This window comes from Butyrivibrio sp. VCB2001 (assembly GCF_000423965.1).
In the GTDB taxonomy this organism is placed as follows: domain Bacteria; phylum Bacillota; class Clostridia; order Lachnospirales; family Lachnospiraceae; genus Butyrivibrio.
In genome coordinates this window covers 411,322-429,049 of sequence record NZ_AUIZ01000002.1, presented here as the reverse complement: position 1 = coordinate 429,049, position 17,728 = coordinate 411,322, and the positions used below count along the sequence as shown (strand labels likewise).

Annotated in this window: 18 protein-coding genes; 15 read left to right on the top strand and 3 right to left on the bottom strand. The window is 44.0% G+C overall.

Going from position 1 to position 17,728, the window contains the following annotated elements:
- The 4 genes from G589_RS0104690 to G589_RS0104675 all read left to right on the top strand — a co-directional run.
- Nucleotides 1-275: IS3 family transposase (locus G589_RS0104690; RefSeq protein ID WP_026521271.1), on the top strand; the 275-nt coding region annotated here is incomplete at its 5' end.
- A gap of 477 nt (nt 276-752) precedes the next feature.
- Nucleotides 753-1,535 carry a mechanosensitive ion channel family protein gene (locus tag G589_RS0104685; RefSeq protein ID WP_022770048.1) on the top strand — a complete coding sequence of 261 codons (783 nt, stop codon included), beginning with the start codon at nt 753-755 and terminating at the stop codon, nt 1,533-1,535.
- Between the two features lie 131 nt (nt 1,536-1,666).
- Nucleotides 1,667-2,188, top strand: coding sequence for a QueT transporter family protein (locus tag G589_RS0104680; protein WP_026521270.1), 522 nt, complete (start codon nt 1,667-1,669; stop codon nt 2,186-2,188).
- A 21-nt stretch (nt 2,189-2,209) separates the two neighbouring features.
- A complete protein-coding gene (locus tag G589_RS0104675; RefSeq protein WP_026521269.1) occupies nt 2,210-2,821 on the top strand; it encodes a thymidine kinase in 612 nt (203 codons plus the stop codon).
- A gap of 46 nt (nt 2,822-2,867) precedes the next feature.
- Here G589_RS0104675 and G589_RS20950 read toward each other — a convergent pair whose 3' ends face one another.
- Nucleotides 2,868-3,929 carry a hypothetical protein gene (locus tag G589_RS20950; protein WP_051192180.1) on the bottom strand — a complete coding sequence of 354 codons (1,062 nt, stop codon included), beginning with the start codon at nt 3,927-3,929 and terminating at the stop codon, nt 2,868-2,870.
- 394 nt (nt 3,930-4,323) lie between these two features.
- On the opposite strand from G589_RS20950, the gene hisC reads away from it, so the two are divergent.
- Genes hisC through G589_RS0104655 form a run of 3 tightly spaced genes read left to right on the top strand, consistent with a single transcriptional unit; the run spans nt 4,324 to nt 6,820 of the window.
- Complete coding sequence (gene hisC, locus G589_RS0104665; protein WP_026521268.1) at nt 4,324-5,382, top strand: histidinol-phosphate transaminase; 1,059 nt, start codon at nt 4,324-4,326, stop codon at nt 5,380-5,382.
- Nucleotides 5,383-5,399: 17 nt separating this feature from the next.
- Nucleotides 5,400-5,918: a small multi-drug export protein gene (locus tag G589_RS0104660; RefSeq protein WP_242826416.1), complete on the top strand. Its 519-nt coding sequence runs from the start codon at nt 5,400-5,402 to the stop codon at nt 5,916-5,918.
- A gap of 47 nt (nt 5,919-5,965) precedes the next feature.
- Entirely contained in the window at nt 5,966-6,820 is an 855-nt protein-coding gene (locus tag G589_RS0104655; RefSeq protein WP_026521266.1) for a class I SAM-dependent DNA methyltransferase, read from the top strand.
- An 81-nt stretch (nt 6,821-6,901) separates the two neighbouring features.
- On the opposite strand, the gene dapF is transcribed toward G589_RS0104655, so the two are convergent.
- Complete coding sequence (dapF, locus tag G589_RS0104650) at nt 6,902-7,807, bottom strand: diaminopimelate epimerase (protein WP_026521265.1); 906 nt, start codon at nt 7,805-7,807, stop codon at nt 6,902-6,904.
- A gap of 20 nt (nt 7,808-7,827) precedes the next feature.
- Entirely contained in the window at nt 7,828-8,499 is a 672-nt protein-coding gene (locus G589_RS0104645) for a YczE/YyaS/YitT family protein (RefSeq protein ID WP_051192179.1), read from the bottom strand.
- Nucleotides 8,500-8,679: 180 nt separating this feature from the next.
- On the opposite strand from G589_RS0104645, the gene G589_RS0104640 reads away from it, so the two are divergent.
- The 8 genes from G589_RS0104640 to glf all read left to right on the top strand — a co-directional run bounded on the left by G589_RS0104640 (nt 8,680) and on the right by glf (nt 17,696).
- Nucleotides 8,680-9,183 carry an SEC-C metal-binding domain-containing protein gene (locus tag G589_RS0104640; RefSeq protein WP_026521263.1) on the top strand — a complete coding sequence of 168 codons (504 nt, stop codon included), beginning with the start codon at nt 8,680-8,682 and terminating at the stop codon, nt 9,181-9,183.
- A gap of 60 nt (nt 9,184-9,243) precedes the next feature.
- Entirely contained in the window at nt 9,244-11,127 is a 1,884-nt protein-coding gene (locus G589_RS0104635) for a threonine--tRNA ligase (RefSeq protein WP_026521262.1), read from the top strand.
- A 62-nt stretch (nt 11,128-11,189) separates the two neighbouring features.
- Complete coding sequence (locus G589_RS0104630) at nt 11,190-12,827, top strand: hypothetical protein (RefSeq protein ID WP_026521261.1); 1,638 nt, start codon at nt 11,190-11,192, stop codon at nt 12,825-12,827.
- A gap of 18 nt (nt 12,828-12,845) precedes the next feature.
- The gene (locus G589_RS0104625; protein ID WP_026521260.1) at nt 12,846-13,439 is read left to right on the top strand and encodes a hypothetical protein; all 594 of its coding nucleotides are present in this window, start codon (nt 12,846-12,848) and stop codon (nt 13,437-13,439) included.
- Between the two features lie 65 nt (nt 13,440-13,504).
- A complete protein-coding gene (locus tag G589_RS20945; protein WP_026521259.1) occupies nt 13,505-15,010 on the top strand; it encodes a glycosyltransferase in 1,506 nt (501 codons plus the stop codon).
- On the top strand, nt 15,007-15,750 hold the full coding sequence (locus tag G589_RS0104615) for a hypothetical protein (RefSeq protein WP_026521258.1): 744 nt from the start codon (nt 15,007-15,009) through the stop codon (nt 15,748-15,750). The genes G589_RS20945 and G589_RS0104615 overlap by 4 nt, the downstream gene beginning before the upstream one ends.
- 375 nt (nt 15,751-16,125) lie before the next feature.
- Entirely contained in the window at nt 16,126-16,461 is a 336-nt protein-coding gene (locus tag G589_RS0104610) for a hypothetical protein (protein WP_022770028.1), read from the top strand.
- Between the two features lie 71 nt (nt 16,462-16,532).
- Nucleotides 16,533-17,696, top strand: coding sequence for a UDP-galactopyranose mutase (gene glf, locus G589_RS0104605; RefSeq protein WP_026521257.1), 1,164 nt, complete (start codon nt 16,533-16,535; stop codon nt 17,694-17,696).
- Nucleotides 17,697-17,728: the final 32 nt, after the last annotated feature.

Genomic DNA, 17,728 nt, shown 5'->3' with positions numbered 1-17,728 from the left:
CACTTCTCAGGCAATCCATGTCCAGAAGAGGAAATTGCTGGGATAATGCTCCACAAGAGAGCTTCTTCGGACATATGAAGGATGAACTTGACCCTTATATAAAGGCCTGGGAGGCATTTGATGATGTCCAGTACAGAATAAATGACTGGATCAATTATTATAATAACGATAGGTATCAGGTGCAGTTGCAAGGAATGGCACCAAATGAATACTATCACTATAAAGTAACCAATCAACTACCATCAGCATTGACAATGAAATACAGCCCAAAATAATTGCGTGTGTCCTTGACATGGGGTTCACTTTAATGTAAGTCTTACTGTCCTAAAAGAAAAACTTGATAAATACCGTAAGGATAAGCAGATGTGAGCAATATACCTTACTGTCCTAAATCAAAAACTTCAAAAATACCGTAATGATGAGCTGAAATGTGTATTAAGCACTACTGTCCTAGAGAAAAAACTTAAAAAAGACAGTAAGGATGAACAGATGGAAGAAATAACCTTACTGTCCTGGAAGAAAAACTGCCAAAAAACAGTAACTGAGACCTCGCAGGTAAGCGTGAAAGGGCTGGGAACGCCCCAACATGCCTTCCCCGCTTAGTGACCTGAATGCGGGAAATGCCATGGCGTCAAGAATGGGCGCTTTTTGCCCACTTGCTATGTTCTTGACGCCATGAAATTTCCTGCTACAATGCACGTGGCGCGGGGGAGGCAAATGTGATATACTACCTATGTTTTTGGAGGTAATGTATGAAAGAAGCATTGGATATTTTTCTTAAATATGTTCTGCCGTTTCTGGTGGCATATTTCCTAAACATGTTCATAAATAAAGTCCTCAATAAGAAGACTCTTAGAGGCAAGCTCCATCTGATATTCTTAAAGGGTATCATTCTGGCGCTGATATGGGCTGTGGCTGCGCTGACAGCGCTGAGCGGAATTCCGGCATTCTCCAAGACCTGGGAGACGGCTGTTGCTTCATCCGGAATTGCGGCTGTTGTACTCGGTCTTGCTGCCCAGTCAACACTTGCAAATGTGTTTTCCGGAATAGCCCTTTCTGCATCACACTCAAGACCTTTTGATATGGGAGACAGGATCAAGATAGACAACTATGATCCGGGATTCGTAGAGGATATCACATTAAGACACACTGTAATCAAGACCTATCAGAATGAGATCATCTACATCCCAAATTCAATTGTGGGTTCATCAACTATCGTAAATTACACGCAGGAGCAGTCTTTCTCTTATCCGATAAGAGTTTCGGTGGCTTACGGCACTGATATGCAAAAGGCCATGGATGTTATCGCAGATACTATCAAGAATCATCCAAAGCACTATGGCAAAAGGCCTGTGGTACTTTGCAAGAGCTGCGATGACAGCGGAGTAACACTTCAGGCTCTGGTTGAGACAGAGGACTTCAGGGACAACCCAAGAACCTGCTCTGAGTGTCTTGTTGAAATTATGAAGAGATTCAAGGAAGAGGGAATCGAGATTCCTTACAACAAACTTGTTCTTTTACAGGGAGAGGAATAATTCTCTCTTTACAAAAAGCAGTTTATCTGTTTATACTATTTTGTTTGATTAAAACTGTGATTATCTGGGAGGTGACATTACCGCATGGTTGCAGTTGGTAACTAATAATGCATTAATGGAGGAAACCAACAATGAGCAAAACAACCAACAAAACACTTTATATCGTGCATGCGGCAATTATCGCAGCCCTTTACGTTGTACTTACTGCTCTCGCAGCAGGATTCGATCTGGCAAGCGGTGCTATCCAGGTCAGATTTTCGGAATGTCTTACAATCCTTCCGTATTTCACTCCCGCAGCTGTACCGGGTGTTGCAATCGGATGCCTTATTTCAAACATCTTCTTCGGTGGAGCACTTCCTGATATTATCTTCGGAACACTTGCTACACTTATCGGAGCAGTAGGAACATATATGGTAAGAAAGAACAGATTCCTTTGCTCAGTTCCACCGGTAGTTTCAAATGCTGTCATCATTCCTTTCGTACTTAAGTATGCATACGGAATTCCCGGTGCTCTTTGGTACTTTGCGCTGACAGTAGGAGCAGGAGAAATCATTACCTGCGTATTCTTCGGACAGATCCTTATTTCAGCACTCAGCCCTTTCAGGGACAGAATTTTCGGAAACGGTGCAGAGTCTGTTAGGAAAAAGAAATAATAAAATTATAAGGGGTATGGTATGGGAAAGCTATATTTCAGGTATGGGGCTATGGGGAGCTCCAAGACCGCAAACGCTTTGATGGTCAGGTACAACTATATTGAGAAGGGACAGAACTGTATTCTTCTTAAGCCTGGCATCGAGAACAGGGACGGAGAGAAGAAGGTTAAGTCCAGAATGGGACTTGAGGCTGAATGTACCTTTGTTGAAGACTTCCTTGACGAGGTTGTAAACGAATGGTTCACCAAAAAGTCCGATGCCTGGAAGAAGCTGGACTGTGTCCTTGTGGATGAAGCTCAGTTCCTTACCGAGGAACAGGTTGATCTGCTGGCAGAAGTTGTGGACAGATATGATCTTCCGGTTATCTGCTACGGCCTTAGAACAGATTTTACAAGCCACTTATTTACCGGCTCCAAGCGTCTTATGGAAATCGCCAATTACATCGAGGAAGTTCCGACTGTATGCTGGTGCGGACGAAGAGCACATTTCAACGCAAGAGTATGCAATGGCAAGATCGTAAGAGACGGAGAGCAGATCATGATGGGAGGCAATGAATCCTATGTATCTGTCTGCAGAAGACATTTCCTTAGCGGAGAAGTTGACGGAGTTCGTGAAAGAGATATACAGGAATAAAAACAAGGACTATGAGCATGGAGCCCATAGTCCTTTAATTTTGCCCTTAAAGCGCAGCCAGATCAAGCTGCTGAACAAGACCAACTCCTCCGCTTTCTCTAAGGAAAATTCCGGAGGACCTCATCATGGCTGCTGTAAGAAAATCGGAATTGTGATGTGTGAATTCCGTCTCCGCATTGCCAAGATAGATTGCTCCAACATCTGATTCTTTTAAACTAAGAAGGCTGTCTGTGCCATCTTCGTTTCTGATCCAGATGCTGAGCTTTTCGTAGATCTCATCATTTTCATCGATCCATCCGTTGCCGTCTTTGTCATAGGCTGCAAGGTCAGCAAAGCCGTTTCCGCTCTTTGTTCCAAATAGCTCAGATCCGTTACCGATCTTGCCGTCGCCGTTCTTGTCATAGGCCAAAAAACCTGAGCCCTTGCCAAGATTCGATATCTTTTCTTCCTGTCCGTCACAGTCCAGGTCAAAATAGAAGGACTGGTCACTGATGTGCGTCACATCATTTCCAACATTGATAACAAGAGGGTCAATAAGACTTACAGCGCTTGCTACACTCATGCCGGCATATTCGGTAAGGCGCCTGGACATTGAAAAGCTAACTCCGAAATCAATTGACCTTCCGTCCTCGGTCAGAGCTGTGCCTGTTCCGCTAAAGGTGGTCTCCTCCTGCTCTACGTGAGTCATGGAGACAGTTGTGACTTTGACGAAGGAATTCTCTGTCAGCATATTTGCGGTGTTTGACAGAGTGTGTTTAAAGCCCTTTGACTGATTATCGCCTCCAAACATCTGAAGAAGACGAAGTATCCTGTCAAGAAGAGATGCCCGAAGCTCAGATATCTGCTCTTCAAGGCTGCTCTCAAAGGTGCTCAGATACTCAGTCTTAGAAGGCTTAAATGAAGTGTACGTCTCACTTCCAAGTGCAGCGGCGTCTGTACTTCCCACTGCATCGCCACTCAGTTCAAGGCTGTCGAGTTTCTTTTCCTGATTCTGCAGACTCTCAAGGAAAGACCCTCTTGTCATGGTGCCACTTTGAACCGAGATGCTGTTCTCCTCAAAATATTTATTCGAGGAGACAAGGTGCACATTACTTTGCGCAATTTTCATGGTACCTCCTTTTGGATATGAAGGCGCCGTTTTGCCCCGGTGTAGCATCTTAAGACGCAAGATTTGTTTGCCCTGTACACACAGTTTGCGCTGATGCAGTAACTTTTTGGGCGCAAAAAAGGACCTTCATATCGATGAAGTTGTAACTCATCCATGAAGATCCATGCTTTCCATAGCTGTCATTACATATATCGGATTGGGGCTCTCAATACCTTATAGAGATTTCAGAAGACTAAATATTCTGACAATAATTTAAAAGACCTTTTGAAAAGAGCGTATATCTGCCCGCTTGATTTTGATAGGGGCAGTCCGTATAATTGACAGTGATTCTCGTGAAAGTATGTTACATGCACGGAAACTGATAACTTTATTAGTATGAAAAAGTGGAGCAGATATGAGTTGGGAAGAGTACGTTAGAAAGGTTGTGCCATACACACCCGGTGAGCAGCCTAAGATTAAGAACATAATAAAGCTTAATACAAATGAAAATCCATATCCGCCATCACCTCTGGTGTATAAGGCCTATGAGGAGACTGAGCTTTCTGATTTCAGGAAATATCCTGATCCTACCTGCTCGGTACTGGTGGATTCCATTGCATCTTTTTATAATGTGAAGAAAGAGAATGTCTTTGTGGGAGTCGGCTCTGATGACGTACTGTCCATGGCTTTCCTTACATTTTTTAATTCGGATAAACCGATTCTTTTCCCGGATATAACCTATTCGTTTTATGACGTGTGGGCAGATCTGTACAGGATTCCCTACAAGCAGATGCCTTTAAAGGATGATTTCACGATCGACCCTGCGGACTATTACGGTGAGAACGGCGGAGTGGTGATCGCCAATCCAAACGCTCCCACAGGAGTTAAACTTCCGCTTGATGCTATAGAAGATATAATCAGCCACAACAGGGACATAGTTGTTATCGTTGATGAGGCATACGTTGATTTTGGCGCAGAGAGTGCACTTCCTCTTATAGATAAGTATGATAACCTTCTTGTTGTAAGAACTTATTCCAAATCAAGGTCACTGGCAGGGCTTCGTATAGGCTACGCCTTCGGATGTGAGAAGCTCATCAAATACCTTCTGGATGCCAAATTCTCTTTTAACTCTTACACCATGAATATGCCATCCCTATTACTTGGGGCAGCAGCCATGAATGACAGAGAGTACTTCGAAGAGACAACAGGCAAGGTCGTTGCCACCAGGGAGCGCACCAAGGTTTTGTTAAAAGAGCTTGGATTTGAATTTGGGGATTCGGCTACAAACTTCATTTTTGCCCGTCACCCCAATAAACCCGGCAAAGAAATATTTGATTATCTGCGCTCACATGATATAATAGTGCGTCGCTTTGATAAGCCGAGCAGGATAAGTGAGTATCTTAGAATCTCCATCGGAACAGATGAGGAGATGGACAGGCTCATAGAGGTTTTAAAAGAGTATCTCGGCAAATAATTATATGAGGAGTTATTATGTTAGCATTTTTTAAAGAGTCACTGATTGGCCAGTATATTACAGTGTTCATCGTTTCAATGGTGCCACTTATTGAGCTCAGGGGAGCTATTCCCATCGCTCATGGTTTTAATTTAACTGATACAGGATTCAACCTGGTTCTTGGATATATTCTCATTGCGATCGGAAACATGATTCCTGTGCCCCTTATCTATTTCTTCGCAAGAAAGGTCCTTGAGTGGGGAAAAGACAAGCCGGTTATCGGTAAGTTCTTCAACTTCTGCCTTGAAAAGGGAGAAAAGGGTGGACAGAAGCTCCAGGCAAAGGCTGGACAGGGATTGTTTGTAGCACTTATGCTTTTTGTAGGAATCCCTCTTCCGGGAACCGGAGCATGGACAGGTACACTTGCAGCCAGCATCCTGGATATGGATTTTAAGAAGACAGTAACTGCGGTTATCTGCGGAATTGCACTGGCAGCTGTCATTGTAAGTGTTGTTTCAGCACTTGGATTTGGAGCATATGTAGGAATTACAGGCTGAGCACTGAAGTTAACAAGAGGGCAGGATGCCCTTACAGGAGAATATAAATGGAAGCATATACAGATTTTGCAGCAGTATATGACACCTTTATGGATGAGACCCCATACGCAGTATGGGGTACTTTTGTTGCAGGACTTATTGAGAAATATGGCATTTCGAAGCCGGTTAGGTCAGGCACCGTTCAGGAAAAAGAGCTCTCGGAAGAATATGATACTGCTGAGGATTCCGAGCAGGCGCTTAATGAAGAGAAGAACCTGATAGTAGAACTTGGCTGCGGAACAGGCTCTTTTACCCAGGAGCTCTATAAACTTGGCTATGACATAATGGGAATCGATTTATCGCCGGATATGTTAAATCTTGCCAGGATGAAGAGTGCCGAGGCAGGCTACAATATTATGTACCTGGAGCAGGACATGAGGGAGCTTGATCTGTACTGCACGGCAGGAACCATAGTAAGTGTCTGCGACAGTATAAATTATGTACTTGAGGATCAGGAGGTCATAGATACCTTTAAGCTGGTGAATAACTTCCTGTATCCGGGCGGAGTATTTATCTTTGATTTCAACACGCTTCACAAGTACCGGGATGTGATCGGCGATACAACAATTGCCGAGAACAGAGAGGATTGCAGCTTTATCTGGGACAACTACTATCATGAGGAAGAACATGTAAATGAGTATGATCTCACAATATTTGCAAGGTGCGATGAGAAGGATGAGGTCTTCAGGCGATCGGTAGAGACGCATTTCCAGAGGGGCTACACCCTGGAGGAAATGCAGCAGTTCGTGGAAAAGGCGGGGCTTTCGTTCATTGAGGCGATAGATGCAGATACCCACAAAGAGCCTGATGATAACAGTGAAAGAATCTATATAATAGCCAGAGAAAACGGAAAACGGATTTAAGGCAATTGCCTTGAATCCGTTCAGACTGTAGACAGGCTTAAAAACCTGTCTTTTTCTGTGTTTATCATAAATAAATTATTATCAGATCTCTATTGCTCCTTCAAATACAGTGGTTCCCGGGCCTTCCATGATCACAGGACTGCTTCCGTCTCCGTTCCAGGAGCAGGTAACTGTTCCGCCAAGAACATGTACATTAACCGTGCTGTCTGTAAGCCCATTTAAGATACAGGCAACGGTTGTTGCACAGCATCCTGTTCCGCAGGCAAGGGTTTCGCCTGTTCCCCTCTCCCAGACTCTCATGTGAACATTGTTCCTGTCATCTATCTTCACAAACTCGGTGTTTGTACGATTTGGGAAGAATGGGTGATTCTCAAATTCAGGTCCGAACTTCTCGATCTCAAAACCTGCAAGATCAAAGTCATCAGGAAGTATCACAACCGCGTGGGGATTGCCCATGGATACGCAGGTGATCTCCCAGTCTCTTCCGGCAGCGGTGATAGGTGCCTTAAAACAAATATCCGAAGGAATGTTTGAAAGCCCATTAGCGTCAAGTTTATCACTTCCTGCAGATACGGTAACTGGAACCTGTGGAGCGCTAAGGATTGGGGCTCCCATATCTACTTTTACTCTTGTGACGAGATTGTTGTCATCAACTGTAAGGTCGATAAATTTCTTTTTCCCGGCACTTATTATGGTGAGGCTCTTCTTGTCCGTCAGGCGATGGTCGTAAACGAACTTCGCTACACATCTTATGCCGTTTCCGCACATCTCGGATCTTGAGCCGTCTGCGTTGTACATTTCCATCTCAAAATCCACTTCCGGGTCATCTACGGGATTTATAAAAATGAGTCCGTCAGAGCCGATTCCGAAGTGGCGGTCTGAAACCTTTACAGCCAGGTCCGATTTCTGATCCTGAGGAACAAGCTCTTTTGCCCCGTCAATATAAACGTAGTCGTTTCCACAACCGTGCATCTTGGTAAAATTGATCTTCATAAACTCCTCCACATTTATTTATTAAGTATAGGCCTTGCAATGTGAACGTTAAAGAACTCGATCAGAGGGCCCATGAAAAAGGCAGTGATGATGGTTCCGATTCCTGCGATGGTTGGAATCTGTCCCATTGTGCCACCGGCCATAAGGAACAGCACGCAGCCAAGGATTACGCACACGATATCGGTGATGATCCTGACATACTGGAATTTTCCCTTTTTCCAGGTGTTGACTATTATAAGGGCTACAGCGTCATAAGTGGATACACCGAGGTCTGCAGTCATGTAGAAGGCTGAGCCGAAGCAGATGATGACAACTCCGATGACAAGGATAGCGAAGCGTACCGGGATAGACGGATCCACAATGACCTTCTGAAGAAATTCATAAGTGAACTGCGTGATATATCCAAGCAAAAACAGATTTATGAAGGTCGCGATTCCGATATAGTGCCTGTCGAATATAAGTGCGAACAATAAAAGTACTGCATTTGCGATGACATAGAGCGTACCAAAGTCAATGGGCACCAGGGCGTCAAGGCCGGCCATGAAGGACTGGAACGGATCAACGCCAAGGGCTGCAATCTTGAATATTCCGACGCTGATGGCGCAGATGATAACACCAAACAAAGTCATGGCTGTCCTCTTTGGCAGCTTGTCTATGCTTTTTATGCTCTGCAATATTTTGTTCATACGCGTAAGTCTCTCCTGCCCATGCATAATTATTAAATATATAATAAATGCTGAGTGTTCTGCTGTCTATGCGATAGTTGCCATATTTTGCCTAATATATTAAAATAGATTGAATGTATGTAGAGTTACTGCATACATTAATTTTTTTGGTAAGAACTTTTAGAAACAGGAGAAACAACTATGGCATTATTAAAACAGTGGCGCGATATGGCTTATTCTGAGACTGCCAACAAGGGCGATCTTCAGAGACTTTGGACAGATTATTTTCAGAAGGAAAAAGACATCTATGCTCAGCTTTTAAAGAATCCCGATGAGGTAGTTAAGGGAACAGTAAAAGAGCTTGCTGACAAGTTTGGCATCGATGTTATGACTATGACAGGCTTCCTTGACGGAATCAACGACAGCCTTAAGGAGCAGAATCCTATCGAGGAGATGGAAGAGGATACAGAGGTTAACCTCGGCTTTGAGAAGGAGCTCCTTTACAAGAACATGGTAAATGCCGGAGCAGACTGGCTTTACAACCTTCCTGAGTGGGAGGAGATTTTTGATGAGGATAAGAGAAAAGAGCTCTACAAGGAAGAGAAGGCTTCTCATACCATCAGAAAAGAGAACAAAGTATATCCTAATGATCCATGCCCTTGCGGAAGCGGCAAGAAGTACAAGAAGTGCCACGGCAGAGCTTGATCATTTGATATAAATAAACATGTGGCTGTACCCGGTAGGTATAGCAGGAAAGGGAAAAAAATGACAAAAGAAGAGTTTAAAGAAGTTTACCGCCACTCGTTGGCACACATCCTCGCCAAGGCTGTTATCGAGCTCTATGGCAAGGAAGTTCAGTATGCGATCGGACCACAGATCGATGACGGATGCTACTATGATTTCGTGCTTCCAAAGGCTGTGACCCAGGATGATTTCAAAACCATCGAGGACAAGATGAGAGAGATCATCAAGAGAAGAGAGGACTGGACACGCAAGGAAGTTTCAAGAGCCGAGGCCCTTGAGATCTTCAAGGATCAGAAGTTTAAGACAGAGCTGATAAATGACCTTCCGGAGGATGAAACTCTTACAGTTTACTATACAGGTGAGGATTTCGTAGATCTCTGCAGAGGACCTCACGTAGACAATTCACAGGAACTTATGAATGTTTCCTACCAGCTTAAGAGCATTTCAGGTGCTTACTGGAGAGGAGATGAGAAGAGAGACCAGCTCTCAAGAATATATGTATATGCTTTCCAGACCAAGGATGAGCTCAAACAGCACATCAAGATGATCCAGGAAGCAATGGAGAGAGATCACAAGAAGATCGGTGCTCAGCTTGATCTTTTCATGTTCGATGAGACAGCTCCCGGAATGCCTTACTGGCTTCCAAGAGGATGGAAGATGTACCAGGCACTCCTTAAGTACTCAAGAGAGGTACAGGAGAGACACGGTTACACTGAGATCGCTGCTCCTCTTATCAACAACAAGAAGCTCTGGCTCATCAGCGGACACTGGGCTCACTATGTAAACAACATGTTTATGGTTCCCGGTCTTGAGGGAATGGTTAAGGCTGATGCAGATATCCCTGAGGTTTATGAGAACTACAGAGATGCGGATGAGACACCTAAGCCTGTTAAGATCGTTGCAGGATCAATGATCTACAACCGTGAGCTTGAGGACACAATGGCTGCTAAGCCCATGAACTGTCCTAACGCTATGATGACCTACAGAAGAACCAATCACTCCTACAAGGAGCTTCCTATCAGATACAGTGAGTACGATGTACTTCACCGTAAGGAGAAGAGCGGACAGATGAACGGTCTTTTCCGTGTTCAGGAGTTCAGACAGGATGATGACCATACATTCGTAATGGAGTCACAGATCAAGGAAGAGATCGCAGACGTTATCGCAATCGCTGACGAGATCTACTCAACATTCGGTGTAACCTACAGAGCAGAGTTCTCAACAAGACCTGAGGACTTCATGGGTGACATCGAGGTTTGGAACAGAGCAGAAGCTGCCCTTAAGGAAATCCTTGACGAGAAGTACGGCGAGGGCGGATACGAGATCAACGAGGGAGACGGTGCTTTCTACGGACCTAAGATCGACCTCCAGATCAAGGATGCTCTTGGAAGAGAGTGGCAGTGCGGAACTGTACAGCTTGACTTCCAGCTTCCTCACAACTTCGGACTTACATATCAGGCACAGGATGGTTCAATGCAGATGCCTGTTGTTATCCACAGAGCTATCTACGGATCACTTGAGAGATTCATCGGTATCATCATCGAGAACTTCAAGGGTGTATTCCCATTCTGGCTCAGCCCATATCAGGTAGGTATCGTTCCTATCAGAGTTGAGCACAACGAGTATGCCAAGAAGGTTGAGAAGGCTCTCATGGATGCAGGAATCCGCGTAGAGGCTGACTACTCCGACAACAACATGAAGGAGAAGATCAAGAAGTACAAGAACTACAAGGATCCATACATCATCGTTGTAGGTGACAAGGAAGCTGCTGAGAACACCGTATCAATCAACGTTCGCGGTTCCAACAAGCAGATCCAGAACGTTCCTCTTGATGAGCTTGTTAAGATGTGCACCAAGATGAACAATGAGCATTCACTGGAACTTATTGATTCCTACGAGGCATAATATCCAAGTATTATTCAGGCACAGCACTTTTGTGTTGTGCCTGTTGTTTTATGAGGTTAGAAATGACAAAAAGGACTAAGATAACAGCGATGCAGCATTTGGGGCTCATCTTCTTTGCTGCAGCGATCTATTGTCTGATCAGATCCATAACTTTATCCATCACCACGGACATCTGGTATGACGAGCTCTTTACAATGGAGTTTGCAACAAGGCCTGTAAAAGAGCTTATAAGCCTTACTGCCAGAGACGTACATCCGCCTTTTTACTACATGATAGTAAGGTTCTTTATCCTCGTGTGTGACAGCCTTGGGTTTGTGGGTGATGGTGCATTTCAGCTTGGTGCGGAATCCGTTGCCAAGCTTGTATCTGTGCTTCCTTTTTTCATTCTTATGATCTACGGGGCTACCACCATCAGAAAGCGCTTCGGTATCCTTCCGGCAGGACTTTTCTCTTTTGCCATAATAACCATGCCCCAGATGCCTGAGTACACCACGGAGATCCGCATGTACAGCTGGGCTATGCTGTTTGTGACCATGGCTCTGCTTCATGGCTTTAACCTGCTTGACAGTATAATGGGCAGAGGAAGTAAAGGGTGGGACACTCCGAATGGCCTAATGCTGTGGCTTAGCACCACTGCTGCAGCCTACACTCATTACTATGCAGCTTTTTCTATCGGGATAATCTATGCAGTGCTGGTAGTCTGGATGCTGGTCTATTATATGCGTGTTGCAAAAAAGAAGACTGATGGCAAGATCGGCCTCAAGGCAGCAGCTACTTTGATCGTTGCCCTTAACCTGACCGTCGCTTCTTATATCCCCTGGGTATCTGTTGTACTGAGTCAGACCCGTGCGGTAAAAGAAAACTACTGGATACCACCTGTCGGCATCAGGAGTTTAGGCAGCGCAATAAAGCACCTGTTTATGGGCTATTTTTCAAACGATCTGCTGGCGGTTATCACCTGTGTCCTTTTGTTTATACTTGTGACATTTTTATTTGTAAGGACTGTTATCAGAATCATCAGGGCAAAAGAGATAACGGATGCATATACACTTTTTGCTTTTTTCATACTTCCGTTAGTTGTACTGACCGGACTTACAGTATCATTTCTTTTAAGACCTGTGTTTGTTAACAGATATATGCTCCCTGCCTACGGGGGCTTCTGGCTCTCGGTTTCTGTCATGGCTTCCGTTGAGATTGACAGAGTCTATAAAAGAGAAAAGGGACAGCTGATAGGGAAAATCGCAGGAGTTATGCTTGCGGTACTTATGATCATCGTGGGAGCGGTAGACTACAAGACCTTTATCGGTAACGAAGAATACCGGATGGTCAACATTGAGAAGACACTCGATATGCTTGATAGCATAAACAGTGATACAATTATCATCAGTAACTTTGATCAGGTTCAGGGGATTTTGGCCTATTATCTCAATAAGAAAGACGGCGATTACAAGGTATATCTCTACGCCGCAGAACCTGAGGCTCTGATAAAAGAGACTGTTCCGGGGCTTGAGACTATTGATGATCCAATAGATATTAAAAATTATCTGGATGCGGGAAAAGAGGTTTTGTTCCTGGGAAGTTTTAATTCCAGAGAAATTCTTTTGAAGGAGTGGAATGAACTTTATCAGATCACTTCTGAAAATGAGGGAAGCTACCTCATGGAGAGATACTGGTTTGACGTGTTCAGACTCAGCAGATAACTGATATTCGGAGATGTTATGAAAAAGAGATTTCTTGGCTTGTTTATGGCTACTACCATGACCGTAATGGCAATCCTTAATATAAATACAGTAAACGCCTATGCAGAAGACGACCTTAAGGAAGCGACATGTTGCAGCTTTGTTGTTCCGCTTCAGTTTATTCCATCGAGTGAAAAAGGTCTTTTCATAAATAAGGAACACCCCATGGAATCATCTACCATTCAGTACAGTGTATACTACAACGGACTGGATGTGGTGCTCACAAACAGGGAGAAAGCTGCCCTCGCTGAGCACAATGAACCTAAGGTGACCGATAAATCTACAGATTTGACAAAAGATATCTATCAGGAGACCATCGCTGCTGCTTATAACAGTGAATATGGTGAAGATGTTGGATATTCCGTCAGCTCTTTTGACAAGATAACTGTTGATGGCTATCCGGGATACAGAATAGAAGCAAGTTTTCAGGCTGCGGATCAGGAGAAGATCTATCAGACCGTATATATGCTTTTATCTAAGTACAGGACCTTCACCGTCACTTTCCAGAGAGCGGAGGATGATGAGTGTCAGGACGCATTTTCAGAGTGTCAGTCCACTATTCATGTACAATAAAACGTTAAGTATGATATCATTATTGTAAGAAGTTATGTCGTTTTGCACCCGGGAAATTACAGGATATGTTTGACAAGCTTACAGAATTGATATCAAATGGCGAGTACAATGAGGCTTTATATGAGTTTCAGGAGGAGTTTTTTCACATCGATGAGAGAACTCCCGATGAGGCTGCCAAATTGTGCATTCTGGAGGCTTCTTTGTGGGAGGTGTTAAGCGACAGCCAGGCTGAGTTTGATGCCATCGCAAGGGGGCTTTCTTATAATCCCGGAGACTACGAGCTCTTTTACATGCTGGGGCTCTATTATCTTAATCTGAATATCGATCAGGCATATCTTTGCATGGAGATGGCTGCCTTTTACTGCGACGATGAGGCGGACAGGGAGGTTATCCTGGATACGCTCTCGGACCTTAGGTGCACGCCCTCTGTGAGAGTTAGAAATACCAGCATCATGATCCTTTCCTATAACGATCTGGAGATCATGAAGGACTGCATTAAGTCCGTTGAGGATTTCTGCCCCACAGGAACCTATGAAATTGTGGTGGTGGACAACGCATCCACACAGGAAGGCGTAAGGGAGTACCTCAGGGAGAAAAGAGACAGTGCCGATTATCCGTTTGTTCTGATAGAGAACGAAAAGAATGTGGGCTTTCCAAAGGGCTGCAACATCGGTGCTGCGGCCTGTAACAAAGACAATGACATTTTCTTTTTAAATAACGATGCAGTGCTTATGCAGAACTCACTGTTTTTCCTGAGGATGGGACTGTATGAGGGCAGAGATGTCGGAGCTTGCAGTGCTTTTTCCAACAGTGCTTCTCTTCAGGAGGTTGACAGTAAGAACCTTTGGGATGAAAGGCCTCCATACAAAGAGGCTGTTGAGATTTTCAGGCAGTACGCCAGAAAGAACGGCGTTCCCAAACATCTCCCGTATATAAAGAGATTTCGTCTTACCGGATTTGCACTTTTGTTATCCAGAGATGCAGTAAGCAGCATTGCTGCTGACGGGCAGGTTTTTGACGAAGCGTTTTCACCTGCATATTTTGAGGATGACGATCTGGGGATCCGCCTTGCAAGAGCCGGGTTTAACCAGTATCTCTGCAAGAGCAGCTTCATATACCACAACGGCGGAAACGGCTCTTTTGGCGCATCCAAGGGAATGGAAGAAGGCAGGCAGAGGTTTATCGATAAGTGGGGCTTTGATATCTGGGGATATTCGCTGCCGTGGTTCGAGGCGGCAGATGCAGTGATAGAGCTGGCAAAAGAGAGAAAAGGCTATCTTAAGATTCTTGATTTTACCTGTGGTTTTGGTGCCACAGCTTCCTACATAAAGAGTCAGTGTCCGGGCGTTTTTGTTGCCGGCGTCTGCAGGACTTCTTTTGAGGCCGGTATAGCAAGGCACATGACTGATGATGTTGTTTACGGAGAACTAAATACCGTAAGACTTCCCTGGAAGAGCCATTCCTTTGACGTGGTTCTGGCCGAGACCCTGTTTGTGAACAAGGCAAGGATCGGCGAGATGCTGAGGGAAGGCGGGATACATATAGGCAATGATCAGGAGGATGAAAAGTGATCTGTCCAAAATGCAAAAAAGCGTTGCCACAAAACATGAATATGAACATCAGATTCTGTCCGCTCTGCGGAGAGGAACTCTTTACGCAGGGAAAGAGCTATGTGATAGAAGTTCAGTGCGTAGGCCAGAGAGGGAGCGAAGATGCTCTTATGATGGTGTTTGTCGATGACCGCCAGATGTATGAGGTCAATGCGGGAGAGAGTATTTACATTGCCTTGGATGCAGGCTTTCATTCACTGAAGTTCAGGCAGAAAATCAGAAGTAAGACAATCTCTCTTCCTGTTAACAGTGACTATGTGATAAGACCTTACTTTAACAGTCTCTCGGGACTTATAGAGACCAATGTACAGCAGGTTCAGCTTTCAGGCGCAGAGCATAACGGAAAGGGACGTGCGGGGATCAAGATCACAAAGCCTGTTATGGAATCAGTAGATGGAAAGAGATCCTTTGATGTCATGCTGGGAGATGATGATCCGGAGTATGAATTTAATGCCACCAGTGGCTTTAAAGAGGGGGTTCTGAGGCTCTTTTCCGAGAGATGTGAATTCAGCCCTGAGGATAAGTTCAAAAAAGAGGTTCTTCAGTATAAGGAAATAGTGTCTGTAAGGCGTAAAATGGGCTCTTTAGACATAGAATGTGCAGGAAATGTGCATAAAGTTTATAGTATTCCGAAAGATATCTACAATGAAGTTATGGCATTTTTGACTAATAGAATTAGCGAAGTCCAGGAAACACAATAACTTAGGCTACATGGGCTTACCAAAAAACAAACATAATAGTGTGTAATATTGCAAACAAACAGCCCTTTAGTGCTGTTTGTTTTTTCGTTTACATTTCGAAAATTTATCATTACAGAATGGATGTGGCATTGATACGTAGACGTTAAAAAGTCTTTTATTGTAGCAACGAATTGTGAAAAAAGTGTGAACACTTTCGTAAATTCTTGTGGTGGATGCCAATTTCGTTAAAATGCCAAAAATCAGTGGGTAAACTGTATAAAAATTTATTGGAAAATTCCCCTAAAAAGTGAATGACGAAAAAACGTCTATGTGTTATTCTATTGATTGCAAAAAGAAAGAGATTTCACAAGAAAAAATATCATAGGAGGTAGCAACATGACAAAGGCTGAAATTCTTAAAAGAGAAATTCTTTCACAGTATAAAAGTGTTAGACAGTTTGCAATAGATATGTCTATTCCATACAGTACACTTGTAACAGCATTAGATAGGGGGATTGAGGGGATGGCTTACGGAACAGTGATCAAAATGTGTGATCGTCTGAATCTGAATCCGGTTGACTTCTCAACACTTGAGCAGGGCACAGACCTTGGCAAGAAGATCGTCGAGAACCGTGTAATGCAGCAGTATGTGAAGCTCAACAAGGCAGGAAGAAAGAAGATCCTGGACATGATGGGGGATTTCTCACAGCTTGACAAGTATCAGGCAGAGTAAGTTCTTTATTGAAACAAATGAGACTCTTTGGCATAATAGTCAAGGAGTCTTTTTCATTTGGAGGAATTATTATGCATTATGATTATCTGGTAGTGGGTGCAGGATTGTTTGGAGCTGTCTTCGCAAGACAGATGAAAGACAAGGGCAGAAAGGTCCTTGTGATAGATAGAAGAGGACACATCGGAGGAAATGTTTACACCGAGAACAGAATGGGCATCAATGTTCACAAGTACGGTGCGCACATCTTCCACACTTCTGACAAGGAAGTCTGGGACTATGTAAATGACTTTGCTGAGTTCAACAATTATATCAACAGCCCTGTGGCAGTTTATAAGGATGAGCTCTACAACCTTCCCTTTAACATGAATACCTTCAGCAAGATGTGGGGCATCAAGACTCCCGATGAGGCAAAAGAGATAATAAATGCCCAGGCTGAGAAGGAGAAGGAGCGTATAAAGAGTGAGAAAGGTACTTCTGAGTTTGTGGCAGAAAACCTTGAGGAACAGGCTCTTAGCCTTGCAGGACGTGACATCTACGAGAAGCTTGTAAAGGGCTACACCGAGAAACAGTGGGGAAGAGACTGTAAGGAACTTCCGGCATTTATCATCAAACGTCTCCCCATGAGATTTATCTATGACAACAACTACTTCAATGACCGCTACCAGGGAATCCCTATCGGGGGCTACACAGCTCTTGTGGACAGGATCCTTGATGGAATAGAGGTTAAGACAAATACCGACTATTACAAGTTCATGAAGCTTGAAGGCGGACTTCCTGTTAAGCCATTTGCTTCAAATGAGGGAGATAGTTTTGACAAGATCATCTTCACAGGTATGATAGATGAATTCTTTGGCTACAAGCTTGGAACACTTGAGTACAGGTCTCTTAAGTTTGAGACAGAAGACCTTCCGGAGGTCGACAACTATCAGGGCAATGCGGTTGTCAACTACACCGAGAGACAGGTTCCGTTCACAAGAATAATCGAGCACAAGCACTTTGAGTACGGAACAGGCAAGGGAACCATTATTACCAGAGAATATCCTGCTGACTGGAAGCACGGCGATGAACCTTACTATCCAATGAACGATGCTAAGAACAACGAACTCTATGCTAAGTATAAAGAGCTTGCTGATGACTTTAGTGATGTTTACTTCGGCGGAAGACTCGGTCAGTACAAGTACTACAACATGGATCAGATAATCCGTGAAGCTCTGGATATGAGCAGATCTGTATGAAATATAGATGAATAAAAAAGCCCCCGGGTCTT